22 protein-coding genes and 2 other annotated features are annotated in these 25,285 nt (G+C 42.5%); of the genes, 18 read left to right on the forward strand and 4 right to left on the reverse strand.

Annotated features, from left to right (window positions below; genetic code table 11):
• Positions 1-88: 88 nt before the first annotated feature.
• The 6 genes from QYG89_RS06010 to nhaC all read left to right on the forward strand — a co-directional run bounded on the left by QYG89_RS06010 (position 89) and on the right by nhaC (position 7,724).
• The gene (locus QYG89_RS06010) at positions 89-712 is read left to right on the forward strand and encodes a hypothetical protein (protein WP_404315551.1); all 624 of its coding nucleotides are present in this window, start codon (positions 89-91) and stop codon (positions 710-712) included.
• Between the two features lie 527 nt (positions 713-1,239).
• Positions 1,240-2,541, forward strand: coding sequence for a homoserine dehydrogenase (locus QYG89_RS06015; protein ID WP_404315553.1), 1,302 nt, complete (start codon positions 1,240-1,242; stop codon positions 2,539-2,541).
• Positions 2,538-3,599 (forward strand): threonine synthase, encoded by a 1,062-nt coding sequence (thrC, locus tag QYG89_RS06020; RefSeq protein WP_404315555.1) that lies wholly within the window; start codon positions 2,538-2,540, stop codon positions 3,597-3,599. The genes QYG89_RS06015 and thrC overlap by 4 nt, the downstream gene beginning before the upstream one ends.
• Positions 3,596-4,489, forward strand: coding sequence for a homoserine kinase (gene thrB, locus QYG89_RS06025; protein WP_404315557.1), 894 nt, complete (start codon positions 3,596-3,598; stop codon positions 4,487-4,489). The genes thrC and thrB overlap by 4 nt, the downstream gene beginning before the upstream one ends.
• Positions 4,490-4,835: 346 nt before the next feature.
• Positions 4,836-5,939 (forward strand): amidohydrolase, encoded by a 1,104-nt coding sequence (locus QYG89_RS06030; RefSeq protein WP_404315559.1) that lies wholly within the window; start codon positions 4,836-4,838, stop codon positions 5,937-5,939.
• A 363-nt stretch (positions 5,940-6,302) separates the two neighbouring features.
• Positions 6,303-7,724: a Na+/H+ antiporter NhaC gene (gene nhaC, locus QYG89_RS06035; RefSeq protein WP_404315561.1), complete on the forward strand. Its 1,422-nt coding sequence runs from the start codon at positions 6,303-6,305 to the stop codon at positions 7,722-7,724.
• A 51-nt stretch (positions 7,725-7,775) separates the two neighbouring features.
• Here the strand turns inward: nhaC and QYG89_RS06040 are convergent, their stop codons facing one another.
• Positions 7,776-9,038, reverse strand: a complete 1,263-nt coding sequence (locus QYG89_RS06040; RefSeq protein WP_404315670.1) for a transcriptional regulator — start codon at positions 9,036-9,038, stop codon at positions 7,776-7,778.
• 102 nt (positions 9,039-9,140) lie between these two features.
• Between QYG89_RS06040 and QYG89_RS06045 the strand changes: the two genes are divergently transcribed.
• The gene (locus tag QYG89_RS06045) at positions 9,141-10,250 is read left to right on the forward strand and encodes a mandelate racemase/muconate lactonizing enzyme family protein (RefSeq protein WP_404315563.1); all 1,110 of its coding nucleotides are present in this window, start codon (positions 9,141-9,143) and stop codon (positions 10,248-10,250) included.
• Between the two features lie 15 nt (positions 10,251-10,265).
• Positions 10,266-10,970: a GNAT family N-acetyltransferase gene (locus QYG89_RS06050; RefSeq protein ID WP_404315565.1), complete on the forward strand. Its 705-nt coding sequence runs from the start codon at positions 10,266-10,268 to the stop codon at positions 10,968-10,970.
• Positions 10,971-11,428: 458 nt separating this feature from the next.
• Here QYG89_RS06050 and QYG89_RS06055 read toward each other — a convergent pair whose 3' ends face one another.
• Positions 11,429-11,572, reverse strand: coding sequence for a hypothetical protein (locus QYG89_RS06055; RefSeq protein WP_404315678.1), 144 nt, complete (start codon positions 11,570-11,572; stop codon positions 11,429-11,431).
• Positions 11,573-12,078: 506 nt separating this feature from the next.
• Here QYG89_RS06055 and QYG89_RS06060 point away from each other — a divergent pair.
• Both QYG89_RS06060 and panF read left to right on the forward strand, forming a co-directional pair.
• The gene (locus tag QYG89_RS06060; RefSeq protein ID WP_404315567.1) at positions 12,079-12,357 is read left to right on the forward strand and encodes a YhdT family protein; all 279 of its coding nucleotides are present in this window, start codon (positions 12,079-12,081) and stop codon (positions 12,355-12,357) included.
• Positions 12,354-13,793: a sodium/pantothenate symporter gene (panF, locus tag QYG89_RS06065; protein WP_404315569.1), complete on the forward strand. Its 1,440-nt coding sequence runs from the start codon at positions 12,354-12,356 to the stop codon at positions 13,791-13,793. Before QYG89_RS06060 ends, panF begins: the two co-directional genes overlap by 4 nt.
• 168 nt (positions 13,794-13,961) lie before the next feature.
• On the opposite strand, the gene QYG89_RS06070 is transcribed toward panF, so the two are convergent.
• Positions 13,962-15,200, reverse strand: a complete 1,239-nt coding sequence (locus QYG89_RS06070; RefSeq protein WP_404315571.1) for an EAL and HDOD domain-containing protein — start codon at positions 15,198-15,200, stop codon at positions 13,962-13,964.
• 233 nt (positions 15,201-15,433) lie between these two features.
• On the opposite strand from QYG89_RS06070, the gene QYG89_RS06075 reads away from it, so the two are divergent.
• From QYG89_RS06075 to trpA, 8 genes are all read left to right on the forward strand, one after another.
• On the forward strand, positions 15,434-16,291 hold the full coding sequence (locus QYG89_RS06075) for a carbon-nitrogen hydrolase family protein (protein ID WP_404315573.1): 858 nt from the start codon (positions 15,434-15,436) through the stop codon (positions 16,289-16,291).
• 9 nt (positions 16,292-16,300) lie between these two features.
• The gene (locus QYG89_RS06080) at positions 16,301-16,969 is read left to right on the forward strand and encodes a GNAT family N-acetyltransferase (protein WP_404315672.1); all 669 of its coding nucleotides are present in this window, start codon (positions 16,301-16,303) and stop codon (positions 16,967-16,969) included.
• A gap of 197 nt (positions 16,970-17,166) precedes the next feature.
• Positions 17,167-17,416: a binding site (T-box leader), on the forward strand.
• Between the two features lie 35 nt (positions 17,417-17,451).
• Positions 17,452-17,680 (forward strand) — a binding site (T-box leader).
• Positions 17,681-17,748: 68 nt separating this feature from the next.
• Positions 17,749-19,143 (forward strand): anthranilate synthase component I, encoded by a 1,395-nt coding sequence (gene trpE, locus QYG89_RS06085; RefSeq protein WP_404315575.1) that lies wholly within the window; start codon positions 17,749-17,751, stop codon positions 19,141-19,143.
• The gene (locus QYG89_RS06090) at positions 19,143-20,756 is read left to right on the forward strand and encodes a bifunctional anthranilate synthase component II/anthranilate phosphoribosyltransferase (RefSeq protein ID WP_404315577.1); all 1,614 of its coding nucleotides are present in this window, start codon (positions 19,143-19,145) and stop codon (positions 20,754-20,756) included. Before trpE ends, QYG89_RS06090 begins: the two co-directional genes overlap by 1 nt.
• Positions 20,753-21,532 (forward strand): indole-3-glycerol phosphate synthase TrpC, encoded by a 780-nt coding sequence (gene trpC, locus QYG89_RS06095; RefSeq protein WP_404315579.1) that lies wholly within the window; start codon positions 20,753-20,755, stop codon positions 21,530-21,532. Before QYG89_RS06090 ends, trpC begins: the two co-directional genes overlap by 4 nt.
• A gap of 10 nt (positions 21,533-21,542) precedes the next feature.
• Positions 21,543-22,157: a phosphoribosylanthranilate isomerase gene (locus QYG89_RS06100; RefSeq protein WP_404315581.1), complete on the forward strand. Its 615-nt coding sequence runs from the start codon at positions 21,543-21,545 to the stop codon at positions 22,155-22,157.
• Positions 22,154-23,359, forward strand: coding sequence for a tryptophan synthase subunit beta (gene trpB / locus QYG89_RS06105; RefSeq protein ID WP_404315583.1), 1,206 nt, complete (start codon positions 22,154-22,156; stop codon positions 23,357-23,359). The genes QYG89_RS06100 and trpB overlap by 4 nt, the downstream gene beginning before the upstream one ends.
• Positions 23,352-24,137 carry a tryptophan synthase subunit alpha gene (gene trpA / locus QYG89_RS06110; RefSeq protein WP_404315585.1) on the forward strand — a complete coding sequence of 262 codons (786 nt, stop codon included), beginning with the start codon at positions 23,352-23,354 and terminating at the stop codon, positions 24,135-24,137. Before trpB ends, trpA begins: the two co-directional genes overlap by 8 nt.
• Positions 24,138-24,384: 247 nt before the next feature.
• Here the strand turns inward: trpA and QYG89_RS06115 are convergent, their stop codons facing one another.
• Positions 24,385-25,179: an ABC transporter ATP-binding protein gene (locus QYG89_RS06115; protein ID WP_404315587.1), complete on the reverse strand. Its 795-nt coding sequence runs from the start codon at positions 25,177-25,179 to the stop codon at positions 24,385-24,387.
• Between the last annotated feature and the right edge of the window lie 106 nt (positions 25,180-25,285).

Genomic DNA, 25,285 nt, shown 5'->3' on the forward strand with positions numbered 1-25,285 from the left:
TTCATATGATTAAAGAGAGATTTATGTTGGAAAATGTTAAAAGCATGTACTATCAATATATTGAAGCAAAAAATGGAGGGGACCACTTGTGAAAATATCTATTACGAGAGCATTAGCTGAACTGAAACTTTTAGATAAGCGTATCCGCTCAACGATGGATTCAACGCAACTCATCGATTTTTCGATTGGGGAGAAGCTGGTAAATGGTTTTGCGACAACAAAAGAATTTGAAGACAAAGCACGTTCAGCATATCAATCGACGTTGGATTTGATTAAACGCCGGAACGCGATCAAGTCAGCTATTGTCTTATCTAATGCCATGACACAAGTAGAAATCGCAGGGAATAAGTACACAGTAGCGGAAGCGATTGAACGAAAAACATCTATTCAATATGAGCAGCAGCTTCTTCAAAAGCTGAAGAGAGAATTTTCAATTGTCACGGAGCAAGTAGAAGACATCAATGAAGAAGTCAAGCAGCAATTGGATCGTCAACTAGAAGTGCTATACGGGCGTGAAGCTAAGTTGAAAGTGGACGAAAGTAACGAGTTAATAAAAAGCTATCGGGAAAAAAACGAAGCAAAGATCATTGACCCGTTGAAGCTGCGGAATGAATGTGAAAAACTTGAAAAGAAAATTGATGAGTATTTGACAGAGGTAGATTTTGTTCTATCTACATCCAATACGTTGACAGAAATCGAGATTCCTGAATAAATAAACTTATTGTTAGTTAGTCGAAAATCAATCAAACTGAACAGGTGCCGGCAGCTTTGACCTTACAGCTGCTCATAACTTTTATCATAATGAGATAGTATAAACATTCGATGCGAAGCTCTCGCACACTAGGATAAAAGTTCAAAGCTCAAAGATCAGTGCTTAGAGCTCAAGATTCAAACTTCTTTTCAATCAAAGTTGAAGACTCACAGCTGATAAGTTCGATAAAATCCATGAGAACGGCGTATACGGTGGTTGTTCATCGGCCGTGTTGATTGCCGCATGGCTGACTAGCTAACAATTACATAGGAAACAAAAGAAGACAGACTGCCTGTTGAATAGAAATCGGGCAGTCTTTTATGATTAAATCAAGTGACAAGAGTGAATAATTTTTATAAAATTTAGAAATGACAAAAGGATTTGATTTTAATAAAATCATAGGTTGTCATGAATGAAGAAAACCGATATAATGTCTACTATAGAAAAACAAATGTACACTAGAAAAAAACACATAGGAGTGAGGAATTGTGAAAGACAACGTTAAAGTAGGTTTATTAGGGTTAGGCACGGTTGGTACAGGAGTTGTAAAGATGATTCAAAATCATCAAGAGCAGCTCGTTCACCAAGTAGGATGTCCGGTATCAATTAAGAAGGTACTAGTGAAGAGCCTGGATAAATCCCGTGATGTCGAACTCGACAGCAGCCTCCTCACTACAGATCCATATGATGTGATCAATGACCCGGAAATTGATGTGATTGTTGAAGTGATGGGCGGAATTGACAAGACACGTCAATACATAATCGACGCTTTAAATCTAAAGAAACAAGTTGTGACAGCGAATAAAGACTTAATTGCGATGCACGGCTCAGAGCTGCAGCAAATCGCTGCAGAAAATGGCTGTGATTTATTCTATGAAGCGAGTGTAGCCGGCGGGGTACCGATTATTAAAGGATTGTCTAGCGGTCTTGCTTCTGATAAAATTAAAAAAATCATGGGAATTGTGAACGGAACGACAAACTATATTTTAACAAAAATGACGGAAGATGGACTTTCTTACGAAACAGCTTTAAAGGATGCGCAAGATTTGGGCTTTGCTGAAGCGGATCCAACAGCTGACGTAGAAGGGCTGGATGCAGCGCGGAAAATGGCCATTTTAGCACGCCTTGCTTTCTCTATGGATGTAGAACTTGATGATGTATCTGTGAGTGGAATTTCAAGCGTGACAAAGGATGATTTAAAATATGGCAGCATGCTTGGTTATACGATGAAATTAATCGGCTATGCTGATCAGGAAAATGATCGTGTAGAAGCGAGTGTTCAGCCGACCTTTTTAGAAAAGAGTCATCCGCTTGCCTCTGTTCACAATGAATACAATGCTGTATATGTGTACGGTGAAGCAGTCGGTGAAACGATGTTTTACGGACCGGGAGCAGGAAGCCTGCCAACAGCTACTTCGATCGTGAGCGATGTCCTTGCTGTTGTGAAAAATATGCGTCTTGGTGTTAATGGCCACAGTGTGCTGGCTCCACAGTTTGATCGACAAATGAAAGAAGCGAATGAGCGCTTTGCTAAATATTTCATTCGTTTGCACGTCCGTGATGAAGTCGGTGCTTTTTCTGAACTGACAAAATTATTCTCAAACCATTCGATCAGCTTTGAAAAGATTCTTCAGCTGCCGCTTGAAGAAGAGGGAGTTGCTGAGATCGTGATCGTGACTCATAAAGCATCGATGGAAAACTATCAAAACGTACTAGCACAAGTAAACGATCTGAGTGTAGTAAAAGCAGTGGAAAGCTTTTACCGGGTCGAAGGAGAGGGAACGAAATGAAATGGGAAGGCCTAATTAAACAATACGGGGAATTTTTACCTGTAAATGAAAATACTCCACAGCTGTCTTTAATGGAAGGAAACACACCGCTGATTCCGCTCCATAACCTATCTAAAAAGCTGGACATCAACCTTTATGTGAAAACAGAAGGGACGAATCCAACAGGCTCTTTTAAAGACCGTGGTATGGTAATGGCAGTAGCTAAAGCGAAAGAAGAAGGCAGCAATACGGTGATCTGTGCTTCCACTGGCAACACATCAGCAGCAGCAGCTGCTTATGCGGCTCGTGCCGGCATGCGTGCGATCATTGTCATTCCAGAAGGGAAAATCGCGATGGGGAAACTAGCTCAAGCGATGATGTACGGAGCAGAAATCGTGTCGATTGAAGGGAACTTTGATGATGCGTTAACGATGGTACGAAACATTAGTGAACGTTCACCTGTTACACTCGTTAACTCTGTGAATCCATACCGAATCGAGGGCCAAAAGACAGCTGCGTTTGAAGTTTGCGATCAGCTTGGAAAGGCACCGGATATTCTTGCTATTCCTGTAGGGAACGCTGGTAACATCACAGCTTACTGGAAAGGATTTAAAGAATATAATGAAAAGTTTGGCACAGGTCTTCCGAAAATGTACGGATTTGAAGCAGAAGGCGCTGCGGCGATCGTGAAAAACCAGGTTATTGAGCAGCCAGAAACAGTAGCAACAGCGATTCGCATCGGTAACCCGGCAAGCTGGGATAAAGCTGTTGCAGCAAGAGATGAATCGGGCGGTAAGATTGATCTCGTGACAGATGACGAAATCTTGGAAGCATTCGAACTAATCACAAAAGAAGAAGGAATCTTCGCTGAACCAGCTTCTTGTGCATCGATCGCAGGCATTATTAAACACCGTAAATCTGGTGAAATTCCAGCTGGTGTAACGATTGCGGCAGTTCTGACAGGAAATGGCTTGAAAGATCCGCAAACAGCCATTGAACGCATTACGAAAAAGCCGGTTGTTTTACCGAATGAAGAAAAAGCTGTGTTTGATTTCATTGAAGGAGTGGTTCGTGCATGAGTGCGCCGGTAACAATGAAAGTACCGGCCAGCACGGCCAATCTTGGGCCGGGGTTTGACTCCCTCGGCCTTGCTTTGAATCTTTATTTAACACTTGAAATTACACCGGCATCTAAGTGGCATTTCGAACATCGGTCACCGATGCTTGCAGGTTTGCCAAATGATGAAACGCATCTTGTGTATCAAGCAGCAAAGAAGACAGCAGATACATATGGCGGCACATTGCCGCCTTTGCATATCGTAATGGATAGTGATATTCCGCTTGCCCGCGGACTCGGCAGCAGCGCCGCAGCGATCGCAGCTGGAATTGAACTGGCGGACCGTTACGCTAATTTACAGCTTTCGGATCAAGAGAAGCTATTGATCGGCAATCAAATAGAGGGGCACCCAGATAATATCGGTGCGTCTTTGTTTGGCGGGATGGTTGCGGGTGTATCCTTCGGCAATGACGAAGCGGACATGGTTCAGCTGTCTGTTCCTGATGTGGACATTGTCGTGCTGATTCCTTCCTATGAAGTGAAAACGAGCGATGCCCGGAATGTGCTGCCGGAAAGCTTTACGAGACCGCAGGCAGTCGAAGCAAGTGCTGTTGCGAATGTATTGCTCGCAGCTTTATCTGTTGGAAACTATGAGCTTGTCGGAAAAATGATGGAAAAAGATCAATTCCATGAGCCTTATCGTCTTCAACTCATTAAAGAACTGCCGGAAGCAAGACGGCTTGCGAAACAGGCAGGAGCCTATGCGACCGTCATCAGCGGGGCAGGTCCGACAATTTTGACATTGACGCCAAAAGGAACAGGTGCTGATATCGTCTCTGTATTCCGCGATTATTTTACGGATTGTGACGTTAAGCAGCTAGCTATTCATAGCGGTAAAATCCAATGTAAATAAAGGAGAAAAGCTCTTTCGGGGGCTTTTCTTTTTTTGTTTGACTAGATGAAAGAAGGTTGTTGACTTTTCTTTAAACTGATGGTGCGGTTTCGTGAGAGATGGTGTTAAAATTGTTAATCATGCATGAATATGTGAGAAAAAAGTGATAAGATTTAAATAAAATGGAGAGGTGGTGAAACAATGGCTGTAGATTCGTTGAAAATATTGATATGTATGTTTGGTTATGTGAATGACTATTGTTGATTTTGTTGCTTAGGGCGGAAAACGAGCGCCTGCAGCGGAAATCAACAGACAAGTGTAACAAAGCTTTATGTTTCAAAAACACATATGTGTATGAAAAGGGAGAATGATTATGAAGATAAAATCAGAAGAACAAATTTTACAATGGTTTGATTATTTTCATCACCATCCTGAAGTAAGTTGGCAAGAAGAGGGCACGACACAAAAAATTGCAGAAATTTTAGATGAACTAGGAGTACATTATCGACGCTTTCCTGATGTAACAGGACTTATTGCAGAGATAGGAGAAGGCGATGAAGTGGTGGCTGTACGCGCTGATATTGATGCGTTATGGCAAGAAGTGAATGGTGTGTTCCAAGCGAATCATTCATGCGGACATGATGCTCATATTTCTATGGTTTTAGGTGCGCTGCTTTACTTGCGAGATGAACCGTTAAGAAAAAAGGTTCGTTTTATTTTTCAGCCAGCTGAAGAAAAGGGGAATGGCGCATTATCAATGATTGAACGGGGAGCAATGGATGGAGTCACGCATCTTTTTGGAGTGCATTTACGCCCTGTTGAAGAATTGTCTTTTGGACAGTATGCCCCTGCGGTTTATCATGGAGCCGGCATTTTTCTGGAAGGAAAAATAATGGGGACAGATGCGCATGGGGCAAGACCTCACCAAGGTAAGAACGCGATCGATGTCGTAGTGGCGCTCCATCAATTTATCAAATCTATTTATCTCTCTCCATTTGAAACTTATTCTGTGAAATTGACAAAAATTGTAGCTGGGGGAGAAAGTCTCAATATTATTCCTGGTACTGTCGATTTTGCGATTGATATGCGGGCCCAGAAAAATGAAGTGCTTCATCTTCTTCAGGAAAGAATAACAGAGGGACTAGAAGGGTTAAAAGCACTTTACGGACTTGACATTGAAAGCAGCTGGAAGGATTATACACCAGGGGCGGAGGTTTCACAGGAAGCTGCGGCTATTGCGGAGGAAGCGATTCGCTATGTAGCAGGGGATGCAGCTATAGCGCCGCCAGTCATTACTTCGGGGAGTGATGATTTTCATTTTTATACGATTAGACATCCTGAAGTGAAAGCGACAATGATTGGTGTAGGTGCTGATTTAGCTCCAGGACTGCATCATCCGCATATGACATTTAACCAATCGGTTTTGCCTGCAGGTGCACAAATTTTAGCGGAAACACTTAAGCGAGTTTAATGGAAAGAACTTTTTTAATAAAACAAAAATAACGTTATTACACTAGGGTTGAGAGATTGTCAGCCCTATTAGCGTCTATTATACGACAATTTAATTTTTGGGAAATAACATTTGAAGTGAAGACGAAAATGATTGGTACAGACGCTGATTCGGCTCTAATGCTGCACTATCGGCACATGATAATTAAGCATGCTGGCGTATAAATATTAGTGGAAACACTTGAAAGAATTTAGTGAAATAAAAACTTTCGTAATAAAATAAAAATAACGTTGACGCACCAGGATTGAGTAGTTATTATTATTTTATTAACGTCTATTATACGACATTTTAGTTTTCGGCAACTAAAGGGATTGGGGGAAAATCATGAAAAAAGAGATGTCTTTTTGGACAGCCATTATTCCGCTTGTTGTAATGATTGGTGTCATGGCTGTCACTGTAGTAGGTTTAGAACAAGGACCACATATTCCATTAATTGTTGGTACAGCAACGGCCGCAATTGTGGCCTGGCGTTCCGGATTTAAGTGGGAAGAAATTGAAGAATCAATGTATAAAGGGATACGCCTTGCATTGCCGGCTGTCGTTATTATCATACTCGTCGGTTTAACGATTGGTGCTTGGATTGGCGGAGGCATTGTAGCAACGATGATTTATTATGGATTAAAGATTATTACGCCTTCATTATTCTTAGTATCTATTACCTTAATTTGCGCAATTGTGGCTTTAGCGATCGGCAGCTCCTGGTCTACAATGGGAACGATCGGTGTTGCTGGCATGGGAATTGGCATCAGCATGGGAATTCCTGCTCCAATGATTGCCGGTGCTGTTATTTCAGGTTCTTACTTTGGAGATAAAATGTCACCGCTTTCAGATACAACGAATCTGGCAGCAGGCTTAACGAATACTGATTTATTTGTCCATATTCGGCATATGTTTTATACGACAATTCCAGGGTTAGTGATCGCCCTAGCCGTATATGCATTTTTAGGAAAAGACTTTGGCAAAAACGGAATGAATTCTGCAGATATTCAACAAACGATGGAAACTCTTCAGGCTAACTTTGTCATCTCGCCGTTGTTACTGCTTATCCCGCTGCTTGTCATTGTGTTAGTTGCTAAAAAGGTGCCGGCTGTTCCCGCACTTATTATAGGAATTGTTCTTGGATTTTCATCTCAAGTTTTTATTCAGGGAGGCTCCTTTACATCAGCGATTAGCGCATTACAAAGCGGGTTTGTCATCGATACAGGAAATGAGACGGTTGATAATTTATTTAATCGCGGTGGTTTAGACTCTATGATGTATACGGTTTCAATGACCATCGTGGCCATGACTTTTGGAGGCGTTTTAGAATACACGGGAATGCTTCAGGCCATTGTAAAACAAATCTTAAAGATTGCGAGAACGGCAAAAACCCTTGTCGCATCAACAGTTGTTTCTTGTTTCGCCACAAATGCCTCTTGTTCTGAACAATACATTTCTATTGTGATTCCTTCTAGAATGTATGCAAAAGCGTACGAAGAAAAAGGGCTTCATTCTAAAAACCTATCTCGTGCTCTTGAAGATGGAGGAACATTAACGTCTGTATTTATTCCATGGAATACGTGTGGAGTGTTTATACTTGGAACACTAGGAGTGCATACATTTGATTATGCACCTTATGCGGTATTGAACTTTGTAATACCGATTCTCTCCATCATTTACGCACTTACCGGATTCTCTATTGTCAAGTTGACGGATGAAGAGAAATTAGCTTTAAAGCATCAAGAAGATACTACAGTAAATCAATAACAATTAATAAGGAAAAGAAAAGTTCCGCAAAACGAACCTTTCTTTTCCTTATCAGTAAACAGGCATGTTAAGTTCATAAATGGCACGGGGGCGTCCTTGCTGATAGGTCATTTCTTCGCCAACAATTTTTACAAATCCGTGGTCCACTAGTTTTTTTAAGATTCGTTCAGTTGACCGGCGTGTGACTTGCAGATAATCTGACAGATCGGCAGCTGTAAAATGAATCGATTGACGAGATTTGCTAAATTGAATGATCTTTGATAAATTTGCGGGACTAAGCTTGGTTTCTTTTCCTATTTGAAGAAGTTCTGGATGATCATTTTTTAGCCGCTGTGTTTTCTTTTCCTTTGGGAATGGGCCAAGCAGTTCTTTCGTTTCCGTCAATATGTATCCGCAGCTTTCGTGTTTATGGCGGACCGCAAAGCCTCGTGCAATTTTCGCATTTTGGCTTGCTTCTGCCGCAGTAAACCCATACCCAAACCCTATGGCAACGGGATTTTGCCACTTTAAAAGAAAATCACGAAAAGCGCCGTTGTCCATCACAAGGTCAATATCACCGCGCGTGCTATACAATGAAAAGGCGGCTTCTCCTAACTGCCGAATAGAAGCATTCATTTCGTGGGCAAAGGCCTCCAAATGCTGCTTTTGAACCTTTTCTGATTGCTTGAAAGAAATATAGCCAGCTGCTATTGTAGCTGAGTAGCTCTTAGTAAGTTCCGCTTGTGCTTTTGCATCTTGGAGGCCGTGTATTAATGATTTTAATGGATCAATCATTCGTTGTGCTGGAACACCCAGGTTATTAAGCCGGTCATATACGGCGTGGATGCTTGTTAATGCTAAGTCAATCTCTCCCAATTGAAAGCGGGAATAATGAAAATGGACAATATCATTTATATTAAATTTATTTGGCAGTTTGTCCACATAATCAATGACATGAAGGGAGGTATGAAGACCAATATCTGCAAGAACGTTTTTAATAAAGGAAGATTCGGTTAAATCGATTGAAATCCGCTCCAATGGAATGTTCCTATGAGAGATTAATGAAAGAAGCGACATGGCAATTGCCGTTTCATCTTGTTCTAAATAGAGAGAAGGGATCGGCAATGATTCGTGAATTTCTTTAGAAAAGTAATACGGCAAAGCTCCTGAAAAAAATACAACGTCGCAAGGCTTCAAGTATTTGACAAGTTCAATGGCTTCTTCCGGCTGCTTATATATATACGGTTCGATTTCAATTTCTTTGACTTGAGGTGCGACAGATATTATAGTATGAATGAAATCTGCCGAACCGATTACAGCAATTTTTATTGTCATCATTCCAGCTCCTATACCAAAAATTTTAACTATTTAACGTCTATTTAACGACAATTATATCAGATCAAAAAATCTATTGTAAACTGAAAGGAAGAAAACTTTATGAAAATTACAGCTATTCATTTATATGCCATGCATTTTCCTTTGCACACACCGTTTATTGTAAGTTACCATACTTATGATTATATGCCATCGATCATTGTGAAAATTGAAACTGACGAAGGAATTACAGGATATGGAGAAAGTGTAGCAGATGAACATGTGACTGGGGAAACGTGGGAAGGAGCTTTTTATACATTAAAAAGTACTCTTGCTCCAGCTGTATTAGGGAAAAATCCGCTCGAGATCGAGAAGATACATGACATTATGAACAAGGCGGTTTATGGGGCACCAGCGGCTAAAGCAGCTATCGATATAGCGTGCTTTGATATTATGGGTAAAAAATTGAAACAGCCTGTTTACCAATTAATTGGCGGCCGGTATCATGATGAGTTTCCAATTACACATGTACTGAGTATTGCAGAGCCTGAAAGTATGGCTGAAGAAGCGGCTGTTATGGTTAATCAAGGTTATGGGTCCTTTAAAATGAAAGTTGGCAATGATGTAAAAAAGGATGTAGAGCGAATCAAGGCTGTGCGGGCACGGGTAGGGGACGATATCGCTATTCGTGTAGATGTCAATCAAGGATGGATCAACAGTGCAACAACATTGACTGCTATGCGCGCCCTTCAAGAGGTAGAACTAGACTGGCTTGAACAGCCGATTCTAGCGGATGACATTAATGGAATGGCATTTATCAGATCAAAAACGGATATTCCTTTAATGATCGATGAAGGATTAAAAGGTTCCCGGGAAATGCGTGAAATTATTGAGAAACAAGCAGCCGATAAAGTAAATATTAAATTAATGAAATGCGGGGGGATTTATCCCGCTGTAAAATTAGCTCATCAAGCAGAAATGGCGGGCCTTGAATGCCAAATCGGTTCTATGGTGGAATCATCTGTCGGTTCTGCGGCTGGATTTCATGTTGCCTTTTCTAAAAAGATCATTACAAGCGTTGAATTAACAGGTCCTTTGAAATTTTCAAAGGATGTGGGGAACCTTCATTATGATGTTCCGTTCATTAAATTAACTGAACAGCCAGGCCTTGGTGTGGAAGTAGATGAACAAGTATTGGCAGATCTAACTGTTTTTCAAGCAACAGTCCGTTAACAGGAGGGAAGTTTAGTGAAAGTTATTTATGAAGGAAAATTAAATACCAACGATCAATTGTTTAATATCTCAAGATTGTCAATGGATCATATAGACCATATATTATCATTACAACAGCTAGTCATCGAAACATTGGAAAAGAAAGATATATTGCAGCCCCTTACCTTAGAGGAATTTCAATATATTCTACAAGGACAAGGTTTGATGATCGGTGCATTTGTAGAAAATAAACTTATCGCTTTTCGAGCGTTAATGGTACCCCCGATTGATGAAGAGCATTTGGGCAGGGACATCGGATTGAAAGAAGAGGAACTTCCGAATGTTATTTATCAGGAAATTTCGAATGTACATCCTGACTACCGCGGCAATGGCTTACAAAAAATGCTGGCTGTGTGTATTATGAAAGAATTGAAGGTGTTTAATCAAGAGTATTCGCATGTTTGCTGCACAGTTGCCCCGTTTAATATTCCGAGCTTAAAAGATAAATTTGCTCAAGGAATGGAAATTGCTGCATTAAAAGTAAAATACAGCAGCCGGCTGCGCTATATTTTTGTAAAAGCACTTAGAGATGACCACTATGAGGGTCAATGGGAAATCACTACATGCCGAATGGAGGATACGGACGGACAACAAGAGCTCCTTAAGCAGGGATGGCGTGGCTTCCGTATGGACAACCGTAATGGAGTGGAATGGGTTGATTTTAGAAGAAAGAGAAGTTAGATGTTATAGGAGATGAATTTGAGCACATCTCAATCGTCTTGTGCAAGAAATTATAAAAGCTTTCCCACTGACGTACATATTATAAACATTTAATATGTACGTTTTTTTGTCTTAAACATCGTCTAAACATTTCTTTTTTTAGCTAATTACCAATATGGTCATTTAACAAGGACCATTATTTAAAAAATTTGATTACACAGTTGACAATCCTTCTCAATTGTTTATAATTGAAAGTGACAATCATTCTCATACCCCCTCTTTTATGAGATTGAAGCATTGCAAGTTTAATAGAAAAGACGACGTGTTGGTGCGTCGTCTTTTCAGTTTGCCGACAAAAGGGATTCAGAATGGTCTCATTTCGAACCCCTTTATGATTTTTTATTGGTTTTAAAGCCGTTTGAGAGAAGGATAGACCTCTCTGATTCCGTTATTTAGACCATTTTGGGACCTTGCCAAGTCTAGTTGGCCATTTTCTTTAAATTCATGGCAGCGAAAGTAAGCATTGCCTCCATTTTACGAACCAGGTGATTCTCTGGCACAAGCTGATCTAGAGTGATCATTGCTAGTTGGTTCCGTTGGATTGGATTATTTTTCGAAAGCATCTTCATCCCCTTAAGCATTTTATCTATTTATTTTAAAACAGGTAATCATTATACGGCTGCCCTAACTTTGTAAACCCTGTTGATTGGAATGGAAGCGAAGACTCTTGCGGGATCAGCGGAACAGGTGAGATCCCGCAGGCGCTTTTGCGGCGAGAAGGCTCACCGCGCGCCCCGAGGAAAGCGAAGCAGTCTGGAATGGAAATCAACAGCCCCCCTCCACAAGTAAAATAAAAAGACGACGTGTTGGTGCGTCGTCTTTTCTTTTTTTGGCTATGCTAATGACGATTGTTGATTAGAGCTGAAGGCGCGAGAATCCTGCAGGAAAAGCGTGTTTAAGGGAAACCCCGCAGGAGCGTTAGCGAAGAGGTGGCGTCCGGACTGGCCTCAGCGGAAATCAACAGGGAAGTTTAACATAGCTTTTTTTCAAAACAAGATTGCATCTACGCACTGACTGTCGTAATGTTAAAAAGTATTGTTTGGCTTCTAGCAAAGAAAGGAAGGGAAAGATGGATAAAAAGATGCATGAAGATGCTCGTTTTAAAATAGCGAAAAAAGAAGCCTGGATAGGGATCTTATTAGTTCTTTTTAATTTTATCTGGTGGTATGGGTTTGCTTATGGACTTGGCAGCCGTCCAGTGGAAGAATATCGATTTATATTCGGGCTTCCAGATTGGTTTTTTTACAGTTGCGTATTAGGCTTGATCGTGATGATTTTTCTGGTGTTTTTTACTGTAAAAGTTTTCTTCAAAGATGTATCGTTCCATGAAGAAGGTGAGAAGCAATGAACATGTCAGTTATTTGGCCGCTCATTGTTTTTTTGGTGATTATTTTTTTCATCGGTGTGTATGCCTCTAGGCATGTGCAAAGTTCATCTTCATTTATTCAAGAATATTTTTTAGGAAGCCGCGAGCTGGGAGGATTTATTCTGGCAATGACCATGGCAGCTACATATGGAAGTGCCTCCAGCTTTTTAAGTGGACCCGGTGCTGCTTATCAGTATGGACTTGCCTGGGTGCTGCTGGCGATGAGTCAAGTAGCTACCGGATATTTCGTATTAATGATTCTTGGTAAAAAGTTTGCCATTATGGCTAGGAAGTATAGAGCAGTGACACTGGTAGATTTTTTGTTTGCCCGCTATAACAATCAATGGGTTGTTATACTGTCTGCACTCAGTATCATCATTTTTTTATTTTCCGCGATGACTGCCCAATGGATTGGAGGGGCAAGGCTCGTTGAGTCGCTTACAGGTCTTTCTTATACGACTGCGCTCATTATTTTTGCGGTATCTATCATGGTGTATGTAATTATTGGCGGATTTCGCGCAGTTGCCGTGACGGACATGGTACAAGGGTTGATTATGGTCGCTGGTACAGTTATTTTGTTTGTGGCTGCTTTAAAAGCAGGCGGCGGCATGGAAAAGATTATGATGACACTCGAAGCAGAAAACCCGAATTTATTAAGTCCATACGGAAATGACCGCAGTTTAACTCCGCTTTACATTTCTTCTTTTTGGATTTTAGTCGGTATCGGTGTCGTCGGCCTGCCGCAAGTAGCGGTAAGAGCGATGAGTTATAAGAACACGCAGGCGATGCACCGGGCATTAGTAATCGGTACAATTGTCGTTGGTGTGATCATGCTCGGCATGCATTTGATTGGAGTGATGGCAAGGGCGATCGTTCCAGGCATTACTGTAGGAGATAAAGTGATGCCCCAACTGGCGATGACGATTATGCCGGATTGGCTTGCAGGTATTGTTCTTGCAGCTCCGATGGCGGCAATTATGTCGACAGTAGATTCGCTGCTGCTGCTCGTAGCCAGCGCCGTTGTGAAAGACTTATATTTGCACTTTATTAATAAACGAGCAGAAGAAAAGAAAGTAAAGAGGCTGAGCTTTGCGGTTACAGCCGTCATCGGTGTGGTTGTTTTTGTGGTTGCTTTACAGCCGCCGGATTTAATTATCTGGCTGAATTTATTTTCATTTGGCGGACTGGAAGCTGTGTTTATCTGGCCGATTGTATTAGGACTTTACTGGAAACAGGCGAACGGGGCAGGAGCTGTGGCATCCATGGTGACGGGAATGTCTACTTACATGATCTTTCACTCGCTTTATCCAAACGCACTTGGCATGCATACGGTTGTCCTGCCTATTTTTCTATCGCTCATTGCTTTTATCACAGTCACATTGGCAGTGAACAGGCGGCAGTATCTAAACGGGGCTTAGATCACGGCAGATTGTAGAAAAATTTATTTTAACTACCCTCAGGCTGATTGAAAATGCTAGTCTTTCAAGGTGCGAAATCTGATGAGGAGCGGAGTGACAAGGAAAGTCATGAGCACCGCAGACAGGCGTCAGCGAAGCAAACGAGCGTTTGTCAACAGCCTGACGGGTTTATCCTACTTCTAAGCCCGTTGCTTCTTTTAACGCAATATCCCCCCATTTCAAGGCTTCCTGATAGGAGGCGAATAAAATTTGTCTATCTATCTGAAATTGGCTGCCTATCATGATTGCTTCTGCCCATTCGCCGATCTCTATTTTCGTAACGAGCTGGAGCATGCTGGACAGAATCCCTCCTTCTTGTAAAAGAGCCTGTTTCACATTTTTAGCAATCGGCAAGTCGGCGAGAATCATTTCCATCGGTTCATTAATTAAGACATCAATCATCGAGAACATGCCCAACAGAAAAAATTGCGAAGACGGTTCATCAGGAAAGTAGGCTGTACCTAGCTGCTCCAGTGTTTTCGCTCGTATGAAAGAAGTACGGATAATTTCTTCCGAACATTTCGAATTTGATACATCCGCGATAATGAAGAACAGCCATTTCTTTAATTCTTTCAGCCCAATGAGCATAATCGCTTGATGAATGGTTTTTACTTCTCTTTCCCTGCGGATAAATATGGCTTTGTTTAGCAGTTTTAATAGCTTGTAAGAGAGAGACAGATCGGCTTCAATGAGCTGAGCAGTCTTCTGAATGTCAGGGCAGTCTCTCATTACTTCTTTTAAAATAAAAAAGTAGTTTTGAGAAAATTGCGGAATCGATTCGGCTCTGACAAGGGCGGGCTTCGCGAAAAAGAAGCCTTGGAACAAATCAAAGCCTTCTTCTAATGCCTCGGAGAGCTGTTCTCTTGTTTCTACTTTTTCCGCCAGCCATTTAATGTGCTTATCCGTTATTTTGCTTTTCATTTTTCTTCTTTCCGCCTTGGACGTATGTAAAAAATCAATTTTTATAATATCTGCATACTTGACCAGTTCTTTATTTTTGTCGCTTAAGAAAAAGTCATCAAGTGCAATCGTACAGCCTTTTTTCTTTAACTTTTTACAAGCTGTCACCACATCAGCCGTTGCTTCAACATCTTCTAGTATCTCAATGACTAATTGTTTCATTGTTAAAAAGTCAGGGAGATCCTGAACGAGTAAATTTTGGGTGAAATTAATAAACACATGTTTCCCTTGAGAGATTTTTTCGATGCCGATATTTAATAAGCTCGCCGCCAGCACTTCGATTGTGGCCTGGTCAGCATTGAGGAGTTTTCCCGGGTGCTGACCCGTCTCATTGCGATAGAGCAATTCATAAGCAACGACTTGTTCCTCCCGATTAAAGATCGGTTGTCTTGCCACATATACAGTCAAAAGGCCCACCTCGCTTTTTATCCATTGTACTCCCATTATGGGAAAAAGGATACATTTTTGGGTAATTTTTAACCTTTAAAGGGTTTATTTGGATGAGAAAACCCACTGTGATGTGTCAATATAATGAATTTTATTAACGTTTACTTCATAAGTAGGAAATGAAAAAATGAATTGTTGAATTTTTCTTTGTTTTCTACTAATCTAAAAGCAGAATGAAAGAGGAGGATTGGCTCATGAAAATGCGGGTATCTGCTGTGCAATATCATTTGCATACGATTACATCTTTTGAAGAGTTTGCCGCCCAGTGCGAGCATTACATAAGAGCAGCCATGGAGTTTGATGCTGAATTTATTTTATTTCCAGAATTTTTTACGACGCAGCTGATGTCGATTGGTGATGAAAACGGGAAGCCGCTTGAGATTACTGATTTGCCAATGTTTACTGAGCAGTATACGGAATTATTCAAGAAGTTTGCCAAAAATTATGACGTCCATATTATCGCCGGCACACATGTGATCAGCAAAGGAGATCGCATTCAAAACGTGGCACATTTATTTTACCCCGACGGCCGTGTAGGACAGCAGGCGAAGCTGCATATTACACCGGCGGAAGTAGAAGGCTGGAATATGGCTCAAGGGGACGATTTCCAAATTTTTGATACAGATAAAGGGAAAATCGCGATTTTAACGTGCTATGATATTGAATTCCCTGAGATTGTGAGAATGGCGAAAGCGAAAGGGGCAGATGTCATTTTCTGTCCATCTTGTACAGATGACCGCCATGGATTCTATCGTGTCCGCTATACGAGCCATGCGCGCGCAGTTGAAAACCAAGTGTATGTTGTTTTAACAGGTACAGTAGGTGCATTGCCAACTGTTGATTTAATGCGGGCGAATTTTGGCCAGGCTGCTATTATCACACCGAATGATGTACCGTTCCCGCCGGCTGGCATTCTAGCAGAAGGAGTTATAAACGACGATATGCTGATTACAGCGGACCTTGACTTAGAACTGCTGGAACAAGTTCGGCAGAAGGGGTCAGTCACGACATGGCGCGATCGCCGTACTGATCTCTATCCTGATTGGAATTGAGGTGGGATGATGTATAACAGCGAATTTCAGCTGTATGATAACGGTCGTCTCTTTAAGGCAGTTATTAGAAATTATACAGAAGCCGACTTTGATGCGTTAATTCAAATTCAGAGAGAATGCTTTCCTCCGCCTTTTCCTGAGGAGTTATGGTGGTCAAAGGAACAGTTAACGAATCATGTGAAGATTTTTCCTGAGGGGGCCGTCTGCATCGAATTAGATGGAGAAATCGTCGGCTCCATGACTTGCCTGCTCGTTCATTTTCAACCGGATGATCCGCCTCATACGTGGGAAGAAATTACGGACAACGGCTTTATTAGAAATCATGCATCCGACGGCAACACACTTTATGTAGTAGACATTAGCGTGAAGCCATCATGCCGCAAGCTGGGGCTCGGTAAATTAATGATGCAGGCGATGTATCAGACCGTCATCCATCTAAATATCGACCGTCTGCTCGGCGGCGGCCGGATGCCAGGGTTTTCACGGTACGCCGGCGAGATAAGTGCGGACGAATATTTGCAGAAAGTGGTGGCAGGGCAGCTAAAAGATCCTGTAGTGACTTTCTTACTGAATTGCGGACGCGTGCCGATTCGCCTTGAAAAAAATTATTTAGAAGATGAAGAGTCCCAGAACTGGGCTGCCTTGATGGAATGGAAAAACCCTTTTAAAAATAGGTGATATTACTGACTAGTATTAATTTTGCTCCTTTGTTGAATGGAGCGGAAGGTACGCGAGATTCCTGCGTAAAGCGAGACGCCTGCAGCGGAAATCAACAGGAGGAATTTAACAAAGCCTAAAAATAAAAATATTCAAATAATGGGTTGACTTGCGATATAAAATTAGTTTATGATGAATTCAACAAATGGAACGACTTATAGTAAGCGTTGACGAAGAAGAGTAGCTTGAATGTATGCTTCAGAGAGCTGATGGTAGGTGAGAATCAGTGCAGATGTTCTAGTGAATGGCCTTCCGAGCTTCCGTACCGAACCCTTTTTGGCAGTAGGCTGCGGCGAACGTCTTATCGTTACAAAAGACAGGCATTCAGGCAACAGGCCTTGATGCTCTCAGAGTGGATTGCAGCAGCTGCAGTCAATAAAGGTGGTACCACGGCTCCCCGTCCTTTGCGATAGGGGGGCTTTTTGTGTTTTTTAACTATATAATGGAACTCAGTGATGAAGAAGAGTACGTTTGTGACGCGCGCAACAGAGAACCGGGATGGTGAGAGCCGGTGCCGTATATCAGACGGAATGGACTTCGGAGAGGCAGCAGGAAATGGCTGCCCGGCCTCCACCGTTAACAGGAACCGGACACGGCGTTTTTTGCCGGCCGGACAAAGAGGAAGCTTTTTGCTTCAATGCGAGGTGGCACCGCGGTCAATCCGTCCTCCGCAGCAGTGATTGATTCACTTGCTGCGGAGGATTTTTTATTTAATATAAACGTTTAAGAGGTGGATAAAGATGAAAATACAAGAGAAAATGCGTTATAAATTAAAAGAAATAGAAGGAGATATGCTGACTCCGATTATGCTTTATCATCAAATGAAAGGGGAAAAGAAATTTTTGCTTGAAAGCTCTTATAAGCATGAACAGAGCGGGCGTTATTCGTTTCTAGGAATGGACCCGGCAGCAGAGTATAAAGCAGCGGGCAGAGAAACAGAACGAATGAACTACCGTACAGGCATCCGCGAATCCTCTTATGGCCACAGCCTTCATCAATTGAAAGAGCTGTTACATGAAAGAAAGACAGACGAGCATCCTTTTCCTTTCTTTGGCGGAGGTATTGGCTATATTGGTTATGATGTGATGTTTCTCGATGAGGTGATAGGAGAACCGTTAGAAGATGAACTGAACATGCCGGATGTTCACTTTATGTTTTACGATACGTTCATTGTTTACGATCATTTATTGCAAAAGATCACACTCGCGGCCGTTGATTTGTTTGGCGACAGAACGGAAGCAGAGATGGAAGAGGCTTTAGTCAAACTAGAACATTGCGTGAATCATACGAGCCATCCGCAAGCATCAGAGTCTTTAGAAACACTAGTATTTACAGGTAATGTTGATCGGTCGCAATTCTGTGAAATGGTTGAAACAGCGAAACAGCATATTGTGCGCGGGGATATTTTTCAAGTTGTGCTTTCTCAGCGGCTCAAAGCAGCTTTTCACGGCAATCCTTTTTCGTTATATCGCCGACTGAGAACTTCTAATCCTTCGCCATACATGTTTTACATTGATTTTAAAGAATATACCGTCTTAGGCGTTTCACCAGAAAGTTTAATTCGGGTAAATGACAAGGAAGTTGTAACGAACCCAATTGCCGGAACAAGACCCCGCGGCGCTGATGTGAGTGAAGATGCACAGTTAGAGAGGGAGCTGCTCAATGATGAAAAAGAAATGGCCGAGCACCGCATGCTTGTTGATTTAAGTCGTAACGACCTTGGCCGTGTATGTGAAATTGGAAGTGTTCATTTATCCAAATATCAGAAGATTGAAAAATATAAGCATGTGATGCACATCGTATCCGAGGTAACAGGGCAGCTAAAGCGGGACGTTCATCCGATTGATGCTTTATCTGCTTGTCTTCCGGCGGGCACGGTGTCCGGTGCACCGAAAATTCGTGCCATGCAAATTATTAATGATCTTGAATCGGCTAAACGCGGTCTGTACTCGGGAGCGGTTGGCTATATTTCATCAAATGGCGATTTAGACTTTGCCTTGGCGATCCGGACAATGATCGTTAAAGACGATCAGGCATATGTACAAGCTGGAGCGGGTGTCGTATATGACTCGATTCCGGAAAAAGAATACGAAGAAACGATGCATAAAGCAAAAGCATTGCTGGAGGTAAAATAATGATTCTACTTATCGATAACTATGATTCTTTTACGTATAATTTGTATCAGCAAATTGGCTCTTTAGGGAAAAATGTGCGGGTCGTACGCAACGATGAAATCACGCTTGAAGAAATTGAAGCGCTTGAACCAGAAGCGATCGTCTTATCACCGGGGCCTGGCACACCAGAAGAAGCGGGTATCTGTATTGAAGTCGTCCGCAGTTTCTTTCACCGTATTCCGATTCTTGGCATTTGTCTTGGGCACCAGGCGATTGCGGCTGCGTTTGGGGCAAAAATTAAACGGGCAAAAACGATTAAGCATGGAAAGATTTCACTTATTAAACATGACGGCAAAGGATTGTTCCAGTCGCTGTCTGGCCCTGTGCCGGTGATGCGTTATCATTCACTTTCTGTTGAGCAAGAATCGCTTCCTCCGAAGCTTGAGGTGCTTGCCACATCCGCCGATGATGAAGAAATTATGGCGATTCGTCATCGGGAATATCCAGTGTATGGACTGCAGTTTCATCCAGAATCGATCGGAACGAAATCAGGGACGGATATTATTCAGCAATTTTTCCGCCAATATCGGAAGGAGAAAAATATGAAAAAATATTTAATGAAGCTTTCGGACCGGCAGGCACTTGAAGAAACAGAAATGAAAGAAGCGATCGAAGAAATTTTACAGGAAGATGCAACAGACAGCGAAATTGCTGCTTTTCTCGTTTCGTTAAAAGCAAAAGGTGAAACAGTAGAGGAAATAGCGATGCTTGTCAACGTGCTGCGGCAAAATGCGCTCGGTGCAGGGAAGCCAATGTCAGGCGTCATGGATAACTGCGGAACAGGCGGAGACGGTTCGCAAAGCTTTAACATTAGTACAACATCCGCTTTTGTCCTGGCTGGAGCCGGTGTGAAAATTGCTAAGCATGGGAACCGCAGTGTTTCTAGTAAAACGGGCAGCGCGGATGTGCTAGAGCATTTGGGTATTTCCCTTGATTATATGGACGGAGAAGTAGATGAACTACTAGAAGAAAACGGCATTGCTTTCTTATTTGCTCCTCATGTTCATCCGAAAATGAAACGGATCATGAAAGTGCGCCGTGATTTAAAGATTCCGACGATTTTCAACTTGATTGGTCCGCTGACGAATCCTGTTCAGCTCGATACACAGTTGCTAGGTATTTATCGCCGCGATATGATGGAGATGATGGCCCATGTGCTTGGTCGTCTCGGAAGAAAACGGGCAGTCGTTGTCAATGGTGCAGGCTATATGGATGAAGCGTCACTGGCAGGAGAAAATCATTTGATTTTATTAGAAAATGGTCAAACGACAAAAATGATCGTTACGCCAGAAGAAGCAGGGCTTCCTGTGTATGACTTGGATGCGATTCGCGGCGGCGAAGCGAAAGAAAACGCAGAAATATTAAAAAGAATTCTTGAAGGGGAAAAAGGCGCCCCGCGTGACACGGTCTTGTTGAACGCAGGAATCGGACTGTTTGCGAACGGAAAGGCAAAAACGATTCAAGAAGGTATTCAACTAGCGAAAGAGAGTATTGATTCAGGTGCGGCTTTATCGAAGCTTCATTATTTAATAGATTATTCGAAACAGCAGAAGAAGGCAGGGGTTCTGGTATGAGTACAACTATTTTAGACAAAATTTTGGCTAAGAAACGAGAAGAAGTCCAATTGTTGAAAGAAACGTTTCAAGCAACTACAAAGGAAGAAAGTAGACCAAGGAGATCTTTATACGACCGTTTTTACCAATCAGAAAAAATGAATATTATTTCTGAGATTAAAAGAGCCTCTCCGTCTAAAGGAGCCATCAATATGGGTGTGGATCCTATGAAACAGGCAAAAGAATATGAAGAAAGCGGAGCCGATGCGATTTCTGTTTTAACAGATGAACCATTTTTCAAAGGCACGATGAACGATTTACAAGCCGTGCGTCAAGTCGTCAATGTGCCAGTGTTATGTAAAGACTTCATTATTGATGCGATTCAGATTGACCGGGCGAAAGCAGCCGGTGCCGATGTAATTCTATTAATTGCGGCCGCTCTTCAACAGGAACAGCTGCAGTATCTTCATTCATATGCAAAAGAGCAAAGGCTTGATGTGCTGCTTGAGGTTCATAATGAGGAAGAAATGGAACGGGCCTTTTTAGTAGACGCCGATGTCATTGGAATTAACAATCGCGACCTAAAGAGCTTTACGGTTGATCTGGGAATCACAGAGCGCCTCTTGAACGCGTACTTGCATCCGGAAAAAGTATTTATTGCGGAAAGCGGCATTCAGACAACAGCCGATGTAGAAAGAGTGAAGCAGGCCGGTGCGAAGGGAATATTAGTCGGCGAAACATTTATGAAAAGCGGAGATATTTCTAAAACGTTCCATGAGTTGAAAATCAGTCTATGAGGTGGGCAAGATGAAAGTGAAAATATGCGGCATTCGTGACCTTGAAACCGCCCTTTATGCGAAGGAGATCGGTACGGACTTTATTGGCTTCGTCTTCGCTAAAAGCAAGCGGCAGATCACAGCCGAACAGGCGGGAAAGATTGCGGCTGGTGTAAGTGAGGGACCATTAAAAGTCGGTGTATTCGTGAATGAGACTCTTCGTGAAATAGAAGCAATTGCCGAACAGTCTTCGCTGGATATGATCCAGCTTCATGGAGATGAACCGCCCCAGTTCGCGAGACAGCTCGCTTTACCGGTTATCAAAGCGTTCAGTTTTCAAAAAGGCGCCCGTCTTTCAGATATGCTCAGCTATCCGGCGGATTTTATTTTATTGGACAGCCCGGTGGGCCCTTATCGTGGCGGCAATGGTACGTCTTTCGACTGGACACTTTTGCAAAACGAAACGTTTGACCGCTCCCGTCTCATTTTGGCCGGCGGTTTAAATAAAGACAATGCAGCAGAAGCAATTGATATCGTTCAGCCATTTGCTGTCGATGTTTCAAGCGGCGTGGAAACGAACGGAGTAAAAGATCAAGAAAAAATGAAACAGTTTATTCAAACAGCGAAGGGAGTAACGAAAAGATGACTACATATATACAACCAGATGAGCGAGGGCATTTTGGAGAATTTGGCGGCAGATACGTTCCCGAAACATTAATGCAGGCCGTTCTTGAATTAGAAGAAGCATACGGAGAGGCGATGAAAGACCCGTCATTTTTACAAGAATTGAATGAGTATTTAACCGATTATGTCGGCCGGGAAAATCCGCTTTACTTCGCCCGCAATTTAACGGAAAAGCTTGGCGGAGCGAAGATTTATTTGAAACGCGAAGATTTGAACCATACAGGCGCCCATAAAATTAATAATACGATCGGTCAGGCACTTTTAGCTGTGCGCATGGGGAAAAAGAAAGTCGTTGCGGAAACAGGAGCTGGTCAGCATGGAGTAGCTACCGCCACTGTCAGTGCACTGCTTAACCTGGAATGTGTCATCTTTATGGGAGAAGAAGATATTCGCCGCCAAAAGCTAAACGTATTCCGAATGGAGCTGTTAGGAGCAAAAGTGGTAGGTGTCAGCCAAGGGAGCGGCACATTAAAAGATGCGGTAAACGAAGCGCTGCGTTATTGGGTAGCGAATGTGGAAGATACCCATTACATTATGGGATCTGTACTCGGCCCGCATCCGTTTCCACAAATGGTCCGCGATTTCCAAAGTGTAATCGGTTCCGAAACGAAAGAACAGATGATGAAAAAAGAAGGCAAACTTCCAGAAGCAGTCGTTGCCTGCATCGGCGGCGGCAGTAATGCGATGGGAATGTTCTATCCATTTATCAATGATAAAGACGTCAAATTATATGGTGTAGAAGCTGCGGGGAGCGGCGTTGAGACAGATGAACATGCCGCGTCTCTGACAAAAGGAAAAATCGGTGTACTCCATGGCAGTAAAATGTATCTTTTACAGGATGAGGACGGACAAATCCAGGAAGCTCACTCGATTTCAGCGGGCCTTGATTATCCGGGTGTCGGACCGGAACACAGTCTGTTGAAAGACATTGGCCGTGTGGAATATACCGCTATAACGGATAAAGAAGCACTAGAAGGATTTAAATTGCTGACAAAGACAGAAGGAATCATTCCTGCTTTGGAAAGCTCACATGCCATTGCGTACGCAGCTAAGCTGGCAAAGACAATGGGCAAAGACGAATGCATCGCTGTTTGCTTATCTGGCCGTGGCGACAAGGACGTTGAAGCCATTCAAGCAAGACTAGGAGGAGAACAAGGTGAGTAAACATAAATTAACAGAAGCGTTCCAAGCTGTGCAGAATAAAGATAAAAAGGCGTTTGTCCCTTATATTATGGCTGGTGACGGCGGCCTTGCTGCTTTGAAAGATCAGCTGCTTTATTTGCAGGAAATTGGTGTTACAGCAGCGGAAATCGGCATTCCTTTTTCTGATCCGGTCGCTGACGGCCCTGTCATTCAGGAAGCAGGAAAACGGGCACTTGCACACGGTGTTACTTTACGGGGGGTGCTGGATTATTTAGCTGCTCATAAAGAGGCTATTACGATACCCATTATCCTTATGACGTACTTAAATCCGGTAATTCAATATGGAGCGGAATCATTCGCCGAGGACAGCCATAAAGCAGGGGTATCAGGAGTGATTATACCAGACATGCCGCTTGAAGAAGAAGTAGAAGTGAGTGAAGCATTGAAAAAGAACGATCTTGCTTTGATTCGCTTAGTCACATTGACAAGCCCTGAAGAACGAGTAGCCAAAATTACAGATGGAGCAGAAGGCTTTATTTATGCGGTAACGGTAAAAGGGACAACAGGCGTGCGGACGAGCTACCAGGATGACGTAGCGTCTTATTTGCAGCGGATTAAAGCAAAGAGCCCAGTCCCTGTTCTAGCAGGATTCGGTGTATCTTCTAAAGAACAAGCGGAAGAACTCAGCAGACATTGTGACGGCGTTATTGTCGGCAGTAAAATTGTTGAATTATTTCATAAGGGGCAGCGAGAAGAAATTAAACAGCTGTTCCCTCATGCCGCTGTAAGCGCTAATTAATCTATAAGGATATTTTAAAAGAGTCTGACCTCACGTTCTATCATTGCCGGGGATTGGGGTGAATAGTTGTTTGTGAGGTCTGACACTTTGTTTTTATTTGTTTAAAAATCTGTTTTTTCTGCAATTTGAATTTTTACGCTTTTTTGAAAGCGCTTCCTATTGACTGCATATAAGCTGGGTGGTATCATCCTTTCTTTTGTTGATGATCCGTTTCCCCAGCTTTCATCCGTGATTGGGCAAGAGCTGTTTAAAACTCCGACATGACACGGAGCCACGGTCTCTCATTTTTCCACTCTATGTCTACAGGAAGTTTAAAGGCCGCGCTTAAATGTTTGTTTGTCAAGATCTCTTCCTTCCGTCCTGCTGCTATTGCCCTTCCGTCGGCAATGAGTAAAACATGGGTAATGGCCGGGACGATTTCCTCGATATGATGGGTGACGTACAGCAGAGAAGAGTCTGTTTTTCTGATTTGAACAGATAAGGCATGAAGAAGTTCTTCGCGGGCCCGGATGTCCAGCCCAGTGCAAGGCTCGTCCAGAATCAGCAGTTCTGGATTTGCCATGAACGCTCTTGCCAGCAGCACCCGCTTTTGTTCTCCTTGCGATAATGTACGAAACGGCTGTTTCGCTTTATCTTCTATACGGAATGAGGCTAACAATTCATGTGCAGCCTGCCAGTCCGTATCTGTCACCTCTTCATATAATCCAATCGAAGCGAATTTTCCGCTGACTGCTGCTTCAAGAGCAGTCTCATGGTTAAACGTCGTTAAGAAACGGTTTAGTGAACTGCTCACAAAACCGATCTTTTGTCTAACTAACTGAATGTTTGTTTTTCCATATTCATACCCAAGAACGGATACTTTTCCTTTCGTTGGAAATTGGTAACCGGTAATCATATTTAACAGTGATGTTTTTCCAGCGCCGTTCAGTCCGAGCAATGCCCAATGTTCTCCGGGCTGTACGGACCAGTTCACGTTTTGTAAAATCAATTTTTTGTCACGAAACCAGTGAAGATTTTCCAAGTGAATGATTATCTCCGTCATTCTATCACTCCTGTTTTTTTGTACATTAGTGTACCATATGAGCGAATTTGAAGGGGCCCCTCAATATACCCCTATGTGTATTTGACAATCGTATAATTTTATACTA

It is taken from the genome of Bacillus lumedeiriae (assembly GCF_044891285.1).
GTDB lineage: Bacteria > Bacillota > Bacilli > Bacillales > Domibacillaceae > Pseudobacillus > Pseudobacillus lumedeiriae.